This is a genomic window from Gracilibacillus salitolerans, assembly GCF_009650095.1.
GTDB lineage: Bacteria > Bacillota > Bacilli > Bacillales > Amphibacillaceae > Gracilibacillus > Gracilibacillus salitolerans.
Window position 1 is genome coordinate 4,082,405 of sequence record NZ_CP045915.1, and the last position, 15,116, is coordinate 4,097,520.

13 protein-coding genes are annotated in these 15,116 nt (G+C 32.2%); 6 read left to right on the plus strand and 7 right to left on the minus strand.

Features of this window, described 5'->3' with window-relative positions; translation table 11 throughout:
- Positions 1 to 53 precede the first annotated feature (53 nt).
- Entirely contained in the window at positions 54 to 377 is a 324-nt protein-coding gene (locus tag GI584_RS19355) for a sensor histidine kinase family protein (protein WP_153792265.1), read from the plus strand.
- Positions 378 to 520: 143 nt separating this feature from the next.
- Here the strand turns inward: GI584_RS19355 and GI584_RS19360 are convergent, their stop codons facing one another.
- From GI584_RS19360 to GI584_RS19390, 7 genes are all read right to left on the minus strand, one after another.
- The gene (locus GI584_RS19360; RefSeq protein ID WP_153792266.1) at positions 521 to 1,405 is read right to left on the minus strand and encodes a family 43 glycosylhydrolase; all 885 of its coding nucleotides are present in this window, start codon (positions 1,403 to 1,405) and stop codon (positions 521 to 523) included.
- Between the two features lie 51 nt (positions 1,406 to 1,456).
- On the minus strand, positions 1,457 to 2,158 hold the full coding sequence (locus GI584_RS19365) for a YesL family protein (RefSeq protein ID WP_153792267.1): 702 nt from the start codon (positions 2,156 to 2,158) through the stop codon (positions 1,457 to 1,459).
- 77 nt (positions 2,159 to 2,235) lie between these two features.
- On the minus strand, positions 2,236 to 3,147 hold the full coding sequence (locus tag GI584_RS19370) for a carbohydrate ABC transporter permease (RefSeq protein WP_228552280.1): 912 nt from the start codon (positions 3,145 to 3,147) through the stop codon (positions 2,236 to 2,238).
- A 30-nt stretch (positions 3,148 to 3,177) separates the two neighbouring features.
- Positions 3,178 to 4,068 carry an ABC transporter permease gene (locus GI584_RS19375; protein ID WP_153792268.1) on the minus strand — a complete coding sequence of 297 codons (891 nt, stop codon included), beginning with the start codon at positions 4,066 to 4,068 and terminating at the stop codon, positions 3,178 to 3,180.
- Between the two features lie 85 nt (positions 4,069 to 4,153).
- Positions 4,154 to 5,782, minus strand: coding sequence for an extracellular solute-binding protein (locus GI584_RS19380; RefSeq protein ID WP_194842049.1), 1,629 nt, complete (start codon positions 5,780 to 5,782; stop codon positions 4,154 to 4,156).
- A gap of 140 nt (positions 5,783 to 5,922) precedes the next feature.
- Positions 5,923 to 7,314, minus strand: coding sequence for a response regulator transcription factor (locus GI584_RS19385; RefSeq protein ID WP_153792270.1), 1,392 nt, complete (start codon positions 7,312 to 7,314; stop codon positions 5,923 to 5,925).
- A 6-nt stretch (positions 7,315 to 7,320) separates the two neighbouring features.
- Positions 7,321 to 9,033 (minus strand): cache domain-containing sensor histidine kinase, encoded by a 1,713-nt coding sequence (locus tag GI584_RS19390; protein ID WP_153792271.1) that lies wholly within the window; start codon positions 9,031 to 9,033, stop codon positions 7,321 to 7,323.
- Positions 9,034 to 10,173: 1,140 nt separating this feature from the next.
- On the opposite strand from GI584_RS19390, the gene GI584_RS19400 reads away from it, so the two are divergent.
- The 5 genes from GI584_RS19400 (at position 10,174) to GI584_RS19420 (ending at position 15,111) form a co-directional block, all read left to right on the plus strand.
- On the plus strand, positions 10,174 to 10,473 hold the full coding sequence (locus tag GI584_RS19400; RefSeq protein WP_228552281.1) for a TRAP transporter large permease subunit: 300 nt from the start codon (positions 10,174 to 10,176) through the stop codon (positions 10,471 to 10,473).
- A 948-nt stretch (positions 10,474 to 11,421) separates the two neighbouring features.
- Positions 11,422 to 13,374, plus strand: a complete 1,953-nt coding sequence (locus tag GI584_RS19405) for a BglG family transcription antiterminator (RefSeq protein ID WP_153792272.1) — start codon at positions 11,422 to 11,424, stop codon at positions 13,372 to 13,374.
- The gene (locus tag GI584_RS19410) at positions 13,371 to 13,814 is read left to right on the plus strand and encodes a PTS sugar transporter subunit IIA (protein ID WP_153792273.1); all 444 of its coding nucleotides are present in this window, start codon (positions 13,371 to 13,373) and stop codon (positions 13,812 to 13,814) included. Before GI584_RS19405 ends, GI584_RS19410 begins: the two co-directional genes overlap by 4 nt.
- A complete protein-coding gene (locus GI584_RS19415; RefSeq protein ID WP_153792274.1) occupies positions 13,811 to 14,803 on the plus strand; it encodes a 6-phosphofructokinase in 993 nt (330 codons plus the stop codon). The genes GI584_RS19410 and GI584_RS19415 overlap by 4 nt, the downstream gene beginning before the upstream one ends.
- Positions 14,804 to 14,817: 14 nt before the next feature.
- Positions 14,818 to 15,111: a PTS sugar transporter subunit IIB gene (locus GI584_RS19420; protein ID WP_153792275.1), complete on the plus strand. Its 294-nt coding sequence runs from the start codon at positions 14,818 to 14,820 to the stop codon at positions 15,109 to 15,111.
- Positions 15,112 to 15,116 lie beyond the last annotated feature (5 nt).

The following is a 15,116-nucleotide window of genomic DNA, read 5'->3' on the forward strand; positions in this document are numbered from 1 at the left end:
ACACCTTCAGTCAAAGTGTTATTAGTAGTCAGTTATTCGTGGGGATCATGCCAATGACAGAAATAGTGACGCAGTATGTAACACGTATCAGCAGACTATTCAGCTTTATCCTGGCATTATTATTCGGATTTTTATTTGTGAGCGTGGTACTTCGGCCATTGTACAACCTTAAGCAAGGGGATATTGGAAGTGGTACCCACACTATGGTTACGAGTCGATCAAAAGATGAAATTTCTTCTGTGAAATTTGAACGAGATGAGATAGAAGATATCATATGCGCACTAGAAATAACATTGTCAAAAAAAAATCAACTAGATTTAGCGGCGGATCGTAAAAAACGTTTCAAAAAATTATATACTTCAGATAAGTGTCATTAATTGATTGCCTTTTATTGTATAATTTGTAATTAGATAGGCATTGTAATTCCATATTCATTGAATATATTAGAATTAACAATGAAACCATGATACCTAATATTTGCCCTTTTTTGTTATATCTCTACCTATGTTATTGATCTAATCTATGTGTATCTAATTTGTTTATCCACATTAACAACCGGTCGGCCATCGATAAAATCCACTCTACTAATACAAGTCTCTCTCAATAAAGACTTCTTGGGATCTATTAGCCGGTGATATATTAAATACCATTCCCCATTATATTCTGTCATTGAAGCATGACCAGTTCCAAAAACATCTTTTGAAGCAAGTGTCACTCTATTATCTGCTGGAGTTTCGTAAGGACCATAGATACTTTGACTTGTCGCATAACAAATTTGATATCTAGGATCACGTGTATCATAATTACTCCAAGTTAGTAAATAAGTATCTCCCAATCTCTGCAAGTGTGGGCCTTCATTATAAATGCCAATATCAAATTCGTCTGGGTCTTTCCCATGGCTCTCATATATTTGTTTGGATAATAGCTTTGGCTCAGACTTAAACGTAACCATATCTTCTTCTAAGGGTACGATCCAACATTTACCTTGTCCCCATAATAAATATGGTTGGTTATTGTCGATAAATAAGTCAGCATCAATACTTTGACAATCGTATTGATGCTTTTTAATTAAAGGAAAACCAAGCAAATCTCGGAATGGACCTAAGGGAGAGTTAGATTCTGCTACCCCTATTTGTGCTTCAGCGGAAAAATACATATAATATTTGCCATTGTACTTATTTACAGCTGGTGCCCACGCCCTTGAACTCGCCCATCTTACATTATTCAAATCCAAAGCTAAGTATGGTCCATCCCAATTCACTAAATCAGTACTATGAAATACATGAAATTTTTCGTATAACCAACCATCACTATCTTTTGTTGGATATAAATAATAATCTTCCCCATCCTTCAATATGAATGGGTCGGCCCATTCACCTTTTATAATTGGTCCCTGCCTAATCATTCCTTCTCCCCCTCAATCTATAAATATCGTTTTTCCTACCTTTAAAATAATTCACACACTTTCCTGAACCGATTGAACTTTGTCATATACACTTGTAAAACAAATATAGGAGCTAAAAGCAATAAGCGATCCCATGAAAAAAGGTAGCATAAACGTTAAGATTTCAAAACTGATGTAAATGATTAAAAAACTAACAACTCCTAATGAGAGAGTTAAAATAGGCTTCCCTAAAGTAATTAATAGCGAATTTTTCAAAATGGTCATTAACTTCATATCCAGATGAACAGTTATAGAGAAAAAATGTAGGGTAAATACTATACAAATATTAATTAGCATAAAAAGAACTAGTGTGAAAACTGGATTACTAAAGCTTAGATAATTTCTCAGATAAAAGTAATCTATGGATAACACAAGCAACACTATGCAAATGATACCCCCACCAAACATACTCTTTAAATAATTCGCTTTATAATACTTTAGAAATGGTTTAATAATAGGGATATCTTGTCCCAATGTCCATTTCCGGATTAACGCAAACATGGCAGTTGTAGCTGGAAAGAAAATAAAAGGGGCGAGACCTATTACTGTTACACCTAAAATTATTAGATGATTAACACTAGTTATTAATAAAAAATTTAACATCAAAAATAATATAGGTAAATTAAAGATTAGCCATAATAAATTTACAGCTGTAAACCTCAGTACCCATTCCGCGACTTTAATAAATAGCCCCATAAATCGGCTAGAATTCATAATTTTCACCCAACTTCTCTGACTAATTTTACATCTACTGTTAAGGATTTTCTTTATAGTTGCATAACATTAAATAGTTATTCTTTAACAGAACCTAATGTAATACCTTTTACAAAGTACTTCTGAAGAAATGGATAGATCACCAGAATTGGAAGCATAGTAACTACTATCTTAGCAGCATTAAATGTTCTACTAGATGCTTTTTGCATTATCTCATCCTTATTGGCTGAGGTAATTTCATCCGGACGAATTACTAACTGTTGAATATATGTTTGTAGTGGCATATTTTCAGTTTTATTCATATAGATCAATCCATCAAAGAAAGAATTCCAATGCATAACAATGCTAAATAAAGTTACTGTTGCAATTGCAGGAAGTGCTAAAGGTATATATATTTGAATAAGCATTCGCCAAGGTCCAGAACCATCAACTATAGCAGCGTCTTTTAAGGCCCTTGGTAACCCTCTAAAGAAGTTCATTAAGATAATCACATTAAAAATTGGTACGGCAGTTGGAAGAACCAAAGCCCATAAAGTATCAATTAAACCCGTAGACTGTACCACCATATACGTTGGGATTAAACCACCATTAAACATAAAAGCAAAAACAATGATCCACATATATAAATTTCGACTTCGAAATTCTGATTTTTCATTAGAGAGAGCAAATGCCATCATTACAGTTAATACAAAGTTAACAATTCCGCCAAGTAATACTCTCTTTACAGAGACAAAAAATGAATTAAAAAAATATGGATCATCAATTATTTGTGTATATGGCGCAAACGTAAAATCTATTGGAAACACTGTAACTATTCCTGCAGAGGCGGCAGAACTACTGCTAAAAGATAAAGCAAATATATGGATTACTGGTAGCAAACAAAGAATGGATATTACCAGTAGAATTGTTAGAATTATCATATCAGTTATATTAAGTTTTTTTCCTTTAACATTCATTGATATACTCGCTTTTTTTCCTACAAGATCCATCTAAACACATCCTTTCATGCAATCTCAAAACTAGAATATTCTATAATTTGCATATCGATATGCAAGTCGATATGATAATATAATTAACACAAATCCAATAACAGCTTTCATCATTCCGACTGCAGTAGCTAAACCAAATTGGGCATTGATTAATCCTGTACGATAAACATAAGTATCAATAATATCGCCGGATTCATAGACTAGTGGATTATATAAGTTAAAGATCTGATCAAATCCAGCATTAAGAATTTGACCTATACTTAATGTTGATAATAATACAATAGTCGGCGCAATACCCGGTAAAGTAATATGCCAAATTTTTCGTAAACGACTAGCTCCATCTATATCAGCAGCTTCATATAATGCAGGATTAATAGCAGTGAGTGCAGCTAATATAATAATTGCATTAAAGCCAAACTCCTTCCAAACATCACTTAAAACAATTACAACCGGAAACCAAGTATTACTTGCTAAAAAGAACATCGTTTCCCCTGTAAAAAATGAAATTACTTTATTTATTAAACCATTTCCGGATAACATATCTATTAACACACCAGCGAGCACTACCCATGATAAAAAATGAGGTAAATAAACAATTGTTTGAATCGACCTTTTAATTTTCATAAATATTACTTCATTTAAAAGTAATGCAAATGTTACGGGAACTATAATATTCATGATTATTTTCATACTGGCAATAAAAATAGTATTAAAAAATACTCTTCTACTACTCTCTAATTCAAACATGTAAGTAAAATTTTCAAATCCAATCCATTCTGAACCGGAAATTCCTTTTGCAGGAATATAATCTTGAAAAGCCATAATATTACCAGATATTGGTAATAAATTGTAAATGAATAAAATGATCATTCCTGGTAGTAACATTAAATGGTAGTGTATAGTTACTCCTTTATACTGCATTTCTTCCACTCCTCGTTATAACAAATGTCACTAATTAATGATAAGCGAGAAATGGCACCATAAATCCATTTCTCGCTTGTGAATTTTATTCCCCATTAACAATTTGACTTACTTCTTTTGTTATAGTATCTCCACCTTGGCTTTTCCATTTTGAAACAAACTCATCAAAATAATCTAAAGGCTCGGAGCCAAGAATTATCTGCAGAAATACCTCATCTTCCATTGTTTGCAGGTTTGCCCAACGTTTTTCCATTGTTTCTGTTTGACCATAAAATACTCCCTGGATCTTGTTTACGTCAGTTTTATTGATAACATCTGCGCCTGACAAGAAAGCATTAGCTCGAGCCCACGCAGAAAGATCCTTTTTCGGATTCTCTTGATTTATTAAATAATCTTCATAAACTTTCTTTGGTTCTCCCATTAAATCATCTGCTGAAGCATTTCCTTCTATCACATCTCGTACCTGAGCTGCTTTCACTTCTTTATCATCATATCTACTTAATAATAAGGAGAAAGGCATATTTGCCCAGTTAAATCCCATGTCTTCTACATCCTCATAGAAACCATAACCATCACCCTGAACCTGATCAATGTCAAATTGATAGTTTAATGTTTCTACAATAACTTCAGGCTTTTCAAATCCTTTTTTAACAACTAAATAAGATGAACTCGGTGCTGTCATGTGTGTATTCATTGTTCCTTGAGTATTCTTTGGCGCAGATAATGCTGTCCACTCTGCCTTTGGATCCTGTTCTAGCTGACTTCGAAGTACCGAAAATGGTGCCCACCAAGGGTAAAAGATAATACCTGTTTTTCCACTGACTACAAGTTCTTCCGAATCCTCAGGTTTTTTCACACCAAACTCTGACTCAAAGACACCTTCCTCATACATGTCTCGTAATTTTCCAAGTGCTTCCTTTGTTTCAGGTTGTATAGATCCATAAACAACATCTCCATTCTCATCTTTTATCCACATTTCAGGATAGGCATTAAAATAGCTAAAAATAGTATCAAATCCAAATAAACTATTTCCAATGTTCACTATATCTTGACTACCTGGAAGTCCAACAGTATCATCATTCCCATTCTGATCCGGATCCTGTTCTTTAAATGCTTTAGCTACTTCGATGATATCTTCTATGGTTTCAGGTTTTTCAAGGTTAAGTTGATCCAGCCAATCCTCACGAACCCAAAGTAAATTAATCCCATCTGCACCTGGGTTAATATTAGGAATTGCCATTAGCCTTTCATCATAAGTCGCTTGTTCTAAACCATAGTCACCCGTATCTTCAAATGCACTTCTTAAATCATCAGATACTGCATTATTAAATGCATCAGTCATATCCTCAATTAGATCAGCCTCGACTAACTGTGTAAGTTGTGTTTTATCCACAACCATGACGTCCGGTATATCCCCACTAGCAATTGCTAAACTATTTTTCTGCTCAATATCTTGTGAGCTACCTTGATAGGCAAGCGTATAATCTACATTCAGTTCCTCTTCCAAAAATCTCGTATATTCATTGTCCTCAACCGTATCACCATTAGGTAGGTCGGAGTCTAAATTCCCTGCTTTACCTATCGTGATTTCAATAGTACCAGACACACCTTGCTCTTGGTTATTATCATCTGATGAAGTAGATTCATCTTTACTACAGGATACTGTAATCGCTAACAAAAATAATAAAGTTAAAAATATCCATGATTTCCTCACAACTTTTTTCCCCTCTCTTTTCATAATGTTTTTTACAATTTAATTGTAATGTAAAAAGTAAGATGTAAGGGATAGAAAACTGTAAATAAAAATAGTTATTATTGTAACCGTTTACAATAATAGTTGAACAGTTTTCTGCATTATTTTTTACGGTTTTCATACTTCTTTTGGTCTTTCATCTTTTTTCTATATTCAGAAGGCAAGCAGTTTACAGTATTTTGGAAAAACCTACTAAAATATCTCTCATCTTTGAAACCATTTTGTTCGGCAATTTCATAAATAGGCATATTCGATGTGGAAAGAATGTGTTTTGCCTTATCAATACGGAGTTTCTTTACAAAATCAGCAAAGTTGGTACCAACTATTTTTTTAAAATAGCGACTAAAGTAAACTCTACTCATGCAGGCAATTTCAGCAATATCCTCTTGTGTAAAATTAAGATTTTCTTGCGTTCGCATATACTCAATTGACCTATAAATACCAATAACAATTTCTTCCGGGTATTGACTATAGTTATATATTTTTTTTATAACTTCACGCACTTCTACTAACCACAATTTCCAATCATGCCATGAGTGAAATGCATCAAATTTACTTAACCATTCATGGATAAAATGATTGACTTCGAATTCTTCAGTCCATTTAAACATTGCCTCATAGAATATTTGCCTAATATCACTTGGGTATGGACGCATCTTTTCAACTAAAGATTGTAATTCATGAAACAATCCATCATTAAACATCCATTCATAGCTCGACCATTGTGAGATTAATTTACTCAAGTCTATTGGGTTAGTTTCCTGTAAATTGTTAATATTACATTCATAAATCTTCATATTGGGATTGTAATCATAATAAAACACATTATCTATGTAGTGGTTTAACAGTTTATATATTTTTTCCCAAGAATATCCTTCAAGATTATAAACTTTTACTACTACTCCCCCTTGATAGCCATTTATTTTTTCTTGTTCTTGAACTTCTTCTTCCATTTCCTCACCGTCACCATAAATTGGGATAAACCAAACACCTTCAGAAACAGGAAGATTGGTATGTATCGTTAACCATTCCTTTATTTCAATATCCTTATTTTTATTTAGAGAAATATACATAAGTCCGTTCTTAAAGTTATTAAATTTTTTATCTTGCAGTTTGAAGTGAAGCCGTTTTGTTATTAGTGCTAGAATTTCATCAACTTTATCATTCTCAAGTTGGGTTTTTAGAATGTAATCTATAGCCCCTAAGCGTAATGCTTCTTGAACAAAGTTAAACTCCTCATAACATGTTAATACTACAACGGAAATATCTTGATAATGTTGGGAAATTTCCTTTAACAACTCTAACCCATCCATCTCAGGCATACTAATGTCTGTAAAAACTAAATCAACTTTATTTTTTCCAATAAAATCGAGTGCTTTATGCCCACTATTTGCTTCACCAATAACTTTAATACCATATTTATTCCACGGTAGAACGAAATTAAGCCCCTTTCTAACAAGAGGCTCATCATCTACAATCAAGGCTTTAATCATGGTTCTTCACCCTTTCTTGTAATGTAAAGAGATTCTAATCTCTGTTCCTTTATTCTTTTTACTTGATATCTCTAGCTTACTATAAGGCCCAAAATAGCTTTTAACCATCTTATCAACATAGTTTAGGCCTATACCTAATCCATATTTCTTTTTTTTACCTGTCAATAATTCTTCAATATCAGCGTCATTCATCCCTTTCCCATCATCTGTAACTACAATCAATAAGCCATAATTACTTTTGGTGACGTTAACATCAATTTTACCTTCATTACCTTCTAAACCATGGTACAATGCATTTTCCATAAGCGGTTGTAACAGAAATCTTGGTGTTTTGTAGTCCCATACATGTTCATCCACGTTTATTTCAACCTCAAAGATATTATTATATCTAATTTTCTGTAATTCTATATAATCTAATAACGAATTGATTTCCTCTTTAATTGATACAACATAACCACCTTTTGCTAAATTATAGTTTAATAGCTTAATAAACAGGGATACAAATCGGTCTGTGCTTTCTTGTTCCCCCATTCTAGATAGCCATTGTATCGTATTTAGAGAATTATATAAAAAGTGAGGATTAATTTGTGCCATTAACTTTTCAATTTCAACTTCGCTTTTATACTTTTCTTCCTGCTCTACCTTCTTAACCAATTTTTTTATCTTATTTGTCATGTTATTAAACTCAAAAATGATAGAATCGAACTCTCTAATTCCACTAGCATCCATTTTTACATCTAAATGAGTATCTGAAATCATGGAGATCCCTTGATTAATTTTGCTTAACGGCTTGTAAACTATTTTTTTGATTAATACTGCAATAACTATACTGCAAAAAAGGGATAATAATGCAAACACTAAAAAGGTATATAACCATTTTCTAATTTCATATCCATAATCATTTCTATCAATTAATGCTACAATCATCCAGTTTTGACCACTTTCCTTACTAAACGTTTTATAACCTTTCATCTTATTTACATCATAATCACTTCCTATTGAGAATAGCTTATTATTCTCTGTATAAATGACTTTGCCCTTACTGTTTACTAAAACATGGGAAGCATCCATTCCATATTGCATTGAACTTAATATGTTTTCAAATGTGCTAAAATTAGTTTCTATATATATTATTATATTGGACGTTCTCTCATCATTGGTGATATCAAATTTTCTACTAAGAGAAAATACAGAGTTTGTACTATTCTTATATTGTGACTCGTGAGGACCATAAAAATCGCTGCCCTGCATTGTCGTTAATAAAGGTAAGTCTTTTAATTGGAAATTCTCTGTTTGCATATTAGTAAAAAGAGGGGTATTATTTTCCTCATCGTAATATAGTGTCATACCCACTATGGGATTTGTATAATTCATTAAAGATATGTTGTGATCAATCTGATTTGTTTGTTTAATTCTCTCCACTAAATCATCCGAACTTAAATATTTGTAAACGTCTTGTCCAATTAAACCATTAAATGTAAACTGTTGAGATGTATAATTGATATTCTCTAGGGTATTTTCTAGGCTTAAACTCACTTGTTCTACATTTTCTTCAAGACCCTTGTCAATTTTATTTACTAGTATTGAATATATCGAGTAAACTGAAATCATTCCTATCAATACTAAGGGAATGATGGAACTTGCTGATAACATACAATAAAGCCGACTTTTAAGTGAGAGGGGGTACCTATAGAGATAGCTACTATATTTTTTTTTCACTTACTCCCCCCTCTTGAACAAAATTATATAATTAACAGATAGAAGTAAAATTAGTATTAGTACTTAAAATTTAAAAAAAAGAAAACGCATTCATTTTATAACTATTAAACTATAGATAAATTACAACATTTCGATGAATTTACAATTAATTGGATGGCATTAACCCTCTATAATACATCTATTATAGAGTGATATAATTTTAGCACTATTAAAATTTTGATTCAACAGACAGAAAGTTCTCATATTAATAAAACTATCCTAAAAACTCGTAATGATTCATGAATATAAGCTTATTAAAAATAGGTAGATCCACAATATTATTGTGTACCTACCTATTAATTATTAATTCATTGATAAGTTGTGATTGCAGATAGTAGTGATGAAGTAACACTTAGTTTTCTTTTGTTAGCTTCAATGACACCTGTAATTGTAATATTCCAAGAGCATATCCTAAAATAATGGATGAGTTTTTTCATGCTCCTCTCGGAGAATTCTAAGCTTAATTCTTTTCTACCTAGTAATATAGTTTATACAAAAATGCAATAAGCGAGTTGATGACATAAAAATCTCCGACTGCTATTAAACAGCTAATGTTTATTATTAATAGCAGAAACAGAGGACTTTAGTGACGCCAATCTAGTGAGTATATGTCTTTTTCCTTCTAGTCATCACTTTTAAAAATTTGATCTGTTTCGGTTTCTGGGATGTAGTATTTAAAAATACTAACAAAATCATTAATTCTGTGAAAAAGCCAATGGATTGTGCCAATGCTCCAATCGATCCGCCACCACTCGGAAAAACAAAAATAAGAATAAACAATACATCAGACATTTCTACAGCTTTGATTAAAACTTCAGATAATTGCTTATCGTTAATGTTCGATAATAAACAAGCGCTAAAAATAAAGCATAAACCACACAGACAGCAGATGCCTCAGTTGCTTCTCCAGTCGGTGTATGGATTTTTCAACATATTATCGATGTTTCTTGAGAGCTGCTTGATCATAGTATTCTAGCATTACGTTTTTTATTCTGTCATGTTACTCCTTGCTGCATCTTCACTGATGTCGTTTGCGATAGCTTTCACCGGCATTCCTGATGCTCTGAGTCAGTTTATTCTCGATTTATCTACTAATCTGGTATGTTCAGGGACATTGCACCAGCGATTCTAATATTCACATCGATTTTCTTGCCGATTTCTGAAGGCATCGGCATTGATCCAGTACACTTTGGCATATTCTTTATTCTAAACTTATGTGTCGGTACGATTACACCACTTGTTGGAACCGGTTTATTTGTTGGATCCATGGTTGGAAAAGAAAAAGTCGAAAGTTTGATCAAACCGTTAATACCTTTCTATGTTGCCATGTTTGTTTTATTGATGGTTGTTACCTATGTTCCGGAAATTAGTTTATTCCTTTCTAATTTGTTAGGGTTGTAATGCAGAAGGGCTGGCAGGATTTTCTGTCAGCCATTTTATTATTTAGTGGTAATTTCTCTTTATAACTGTTATAGAGACTGTCTAACAACACTCTCAGTCCTCTTTTCTTATTGAAAGTGTTGTTAGTAGTTAGTTATTTAACAGTTTTATTCTTGTCTCTAGTCATCATCTAAGAATCTACCAAACTAAGAAAGTGACTAGCATCCTACAATGGCCAGTTTTTCCACCCTATGATCTACTATGAATGTTTAACTGCCGATTTTTTCAACTCATTAATAAATAAGTTTCACATCATAAAATCACCTTATTTTTTTATATCACCTCTCTTTCTTTTCTATGATAAATTTCTCTTTATCACTTTAAAAAATATACGTTTTTGCTTGTGAGATGTGAGCGTGTTTGAAGATTAGAAATATATCTTCTACAGGAAGAGCATGAGAAAACTCAATCTTTATTTTAGGATGTGCTTCGTTGAATCCATCTATTAAAGGTGTCTTAGCTTCTTCACTATCCCAAGAAGTGACACTAGCAGAATTCGCATCACTACCACTTCATTTTCTGAATTACTACATGCAACGGAAATAAACAATGACAACAATAATACAATCATTACTTTCTTCACTATCAAAACCTGTGTTTATAAAAGAAAAGAGTTTTTCCGTTTTGAAAAATTACTAATTGCATGAGAAATAACCACAAATAAAGAATCTATCTCTAATTCAGCAGAAGACGTGATTATTATGGCTACTGAGAATAGAAATGACCTTATTCAAGATGATTATTTACAGAAGAGTACTTTATGGAACCAGTTAGTGGCGCGAATAAGCAACTTATTCAGAGATGGTAAAATGTAAAAAGGAGATGGTGTTTCCGCTTAAGAGGAAAAATTCTAACTTAAACAATTGTAAGCACTTACTTATACTTTAAACAGAAAGGGGCAAATGAAAAATGAAACTACTTAATAAAAGAGAGGTGGAAATTCTTCATTTGTTGCACGATAGTAAGGGGTTTCAAAATGGTAAAAGTCTCGCCCTGCTATTGGAAGTCTCAACAAGAACAATCAGAAACGATATTAAAAAAATAAATGAAACCATTGAAAAAAATGGTGCAAAGATCGTTTCACACAAAGGAAAAGGATATGAGTTAGAAATTAGTGAGGAGGATGCCTTTCAAAAAATATATACCGAATATCTTCAAAAAGTTACAAAAAATCCAGATCGAACAAATCATGCATCAGAAGGGAATGATTTAGAAGAACAAATTATCAAAAAAATATTAATGAACTGCCTTACTGACACGAGTATTCATCAAGAAGAATTAGCTGAAGAATTATTTATTAGCCTTTCCGCTTTGAAAAGTTATTTATCCTTAGTAAAAGTAAAAATTTCTAAATATGGATTAGAGGTTATAACAGATAGATTTAACGGTGTAAAAGTAGTAGGAAACGAAGATAAAATTAGGTTTTGTATTTCGGAATATCTATTTAACAATCAAAGCATTGATGTCTACAATGACTTATTTCCTGAAAATGAAATTAAGCGTTTAAAAAGTATTACCTTACAAGTATTGTTAAGAAATCAATTAAAATTAACAGATGTTGCGCTTGAAAATTTGATTATTCATATAGAAATTACCATCAGACGATTTATGAAGAACAGATTGTTAGCTTATCAAGTGAAAGTTTCAGAGGACTTAAAGAATACGAAAGAATACAAAGTCGCACGTGAAATCATTCATGAAATCGACTATTCATTAAGTATTAATATTGAATCTGAAATATTTTATATTACACAGCACCTTCTGGCTAGCAGTAGGCTATATAGAAAGGATATCGATTATAAGGATTACAAAAAAATAGACACAATGTTACAAAAGGTTCTTTTTGAAATTAAAGAAAAAACATCGATTGATCTTAGCAGTGACCACAATCTAATTGATGGATTAATTATTCATCTAAGTGTGGCCTTAAAAAGAATAGAGTATCAAATGAATAGCAGAAATGATGTGCTTAGCAGTATTAAAAATAATTACCCACTTGCTTTTCAGCTTGCTGTTATTGCAAGCAACAAAATCAATGAGATAACAGATCTGCACATTGATGAAAATGAAATCGGGTTTTTAGCTATTCACTTTGGCGTAGCTCTTGAAAAAAAAGGGTTGAATAACCAACATGTTAAAAAAATTATGATCGTTTGTGGTTCAGGCCTTGCTACAGCATCCTTAATACGAGAAAAAATATTAAATTATTATGGACAGCAAGTTAGTGTTGTAGAAACAATAAGTTTTGCAGAATTTAATGAGTCCTTGCTAAATCTCGTAGATATAGTCGTTTCAACAGTCCCAATTGATTTAGCATCCGACAAAATATTCACAGTTAGTCCTATATTAAGTAACAAGGAACTTTCACGAATTAGAAAGAAACTCACTGAAGATAGGGATGAAGCAGACATCATTAACTATCGAAACATTTTTAAGAAAGAGCTATTCGTAAAAAATATAGATCTCCCCTCTAAAGAAGAAGTATTAGATTTCATCACTAAGCTTATGATAACGAATCAATACATCGATGATTATACAAAAGATTCTATATACGAAAGAGAAAGAATGGCTTCGACAGAACTCAGCAATTTACTAGCTATTCCACATCCAATAGATAATAATATGTTGCAAACAACGATTGCAGTTTGTATTTTGAAGAAACCTATTATTTGGGATCTAGAAAAAGTACAAGTAGTCATCGTACTAAGTGTACCGAAAGACAAACAAAAAACTTGGGAAGTTATCTTCAAACAACTTTACTATTTTTTAATAGAAGAATTTGGAATTACCAAATTAATATCCAATTATAATTATGAGGACTTTATAAGAAATTTAAGTAAGTACAAGGAGACTAACATATGAAGGAATCTTATTTCACCGAAGACAATGTTCAATTTAATGTCGAGGTAAAGGATTGGAAGGACGCCATATATAAAAGTGTTGCTTTATTAAGAAAAAACGGATATGTGACTGATAAATATGCTACAGAAGTAATCAAAAATGTGCAGCAATATGGTCCTTATATCGTAATATCGCCTGGTATTGCTATACCACATACAAGACCAGAAAATGGAGCAATAGAGGTAGGTGTCAGTTTAGTTACACTAAAAAAACCTGTTTATTTTAAAGACTCTTCATCGCCTGTTAAAGTCATGATTAGTTTTTCAGCAACTGATAATGACCAGCATTTAGAAATCATTAAAATGATTGTAAAAATTGTAGAAAACGGCTTAATAAATACTATATCTACCATGAATTCAATAGCCGATTTAAATAACTTGATAGAGGATGATAGACCATGAAACAAGTCGCACTCATAACAAGTGGCGGAGATGGAGCAGGTATCAATTCTACTATTGAAATAATGGCTAAAAACCCTCAGATTGATTTGTTTGGTTTTCACGGAGGATACAACGGCATACTTTCTAGTGATCCAATTCATTTAACAGAAAAGTATTGTGAAAATAGAGCACTCGATGGTATTCATTTGGTTAAGACAGGTAGAAGTAAAATTCCTTATACAAAAGAAGGAAGAGACCAATTGCGTCGAAAACTAGCATTAGACAATTTTGATTGTTTAGTTGTATGTGGTGGAAATGGTTCTCAAAAAGCAGCACAACTATTACAAATAGAAGGAACCAATACCATATTCGTTCCAATGACAGTAGATAATGACGTAAATGGTAGCGATTACAGTGTTGGGTTTGATACAGCTTTAAATAAAATGATAGAAGTATTATATGGATTACATGATACATCAGCTAATATGCCTGGAAGAATATTTATGGTAGAGGTATTAGGAGGGAATTCTGGGAATTTAGCATTAGAAAGTGCTTTAGCTGGGGCGAGTGACTTAGCCATTATTCCAGAATATTCAACGAAAAAGAGTGACATAACCAATATAGTAAAGGAAAAATTAAAGCAAAAAAATTCTTTGATTATTATGTGTTCTGAATCTGCTTATGAAGATAAAAACTATCAATCAGGTAATCAAGGAGTATCTCTTGATATTGCAACATCCATTGAAAGAGAAACTGGCATAAGAGTTAGAAAATCTATAATGGGTTTTTACATTAGAGCTGGCAGACCATCGTTTAAAGACGCATTAATTGCTTCGAAAATAGGGGCAGTTGTTTCACAATCCATTATGGAAAATCATTATGGTGTGATGGTCGGAGTTAGAAATGAACAAATTCATAGATTCGATTTTCATCAAGTAACGAAGAAGCTAAGTAGTCTTAATCCACAAACGGTAGAAATTGCAAGATATTATAAAAAAATTATTCATTAAAAGGAGGTGATATCATGTTACAAATATTAGTTGTCTGTGGAGCAGGGTTAGGTAGTAGTTTTGCTTGTCAAATGAGTGTAGAAAGTGTGTTACAAGAGATTGGGGTGAAAGCTTCTGTAGATCATTCAGATATCTCATCAGCAGCAGGTTCAAGAGTTGATATTATTATTTCAGGCAAAAATTTTGAATCTCAATTTATGAGATATGATCTACCAATGGATTTAATATTTCTAGATCGCTTAGTAGACAAAAACGAAATTAAAGAAAAATTAGTGCCGGTTTTAGAGTCAAAAGGAGAGTTAAAATAAGGAGG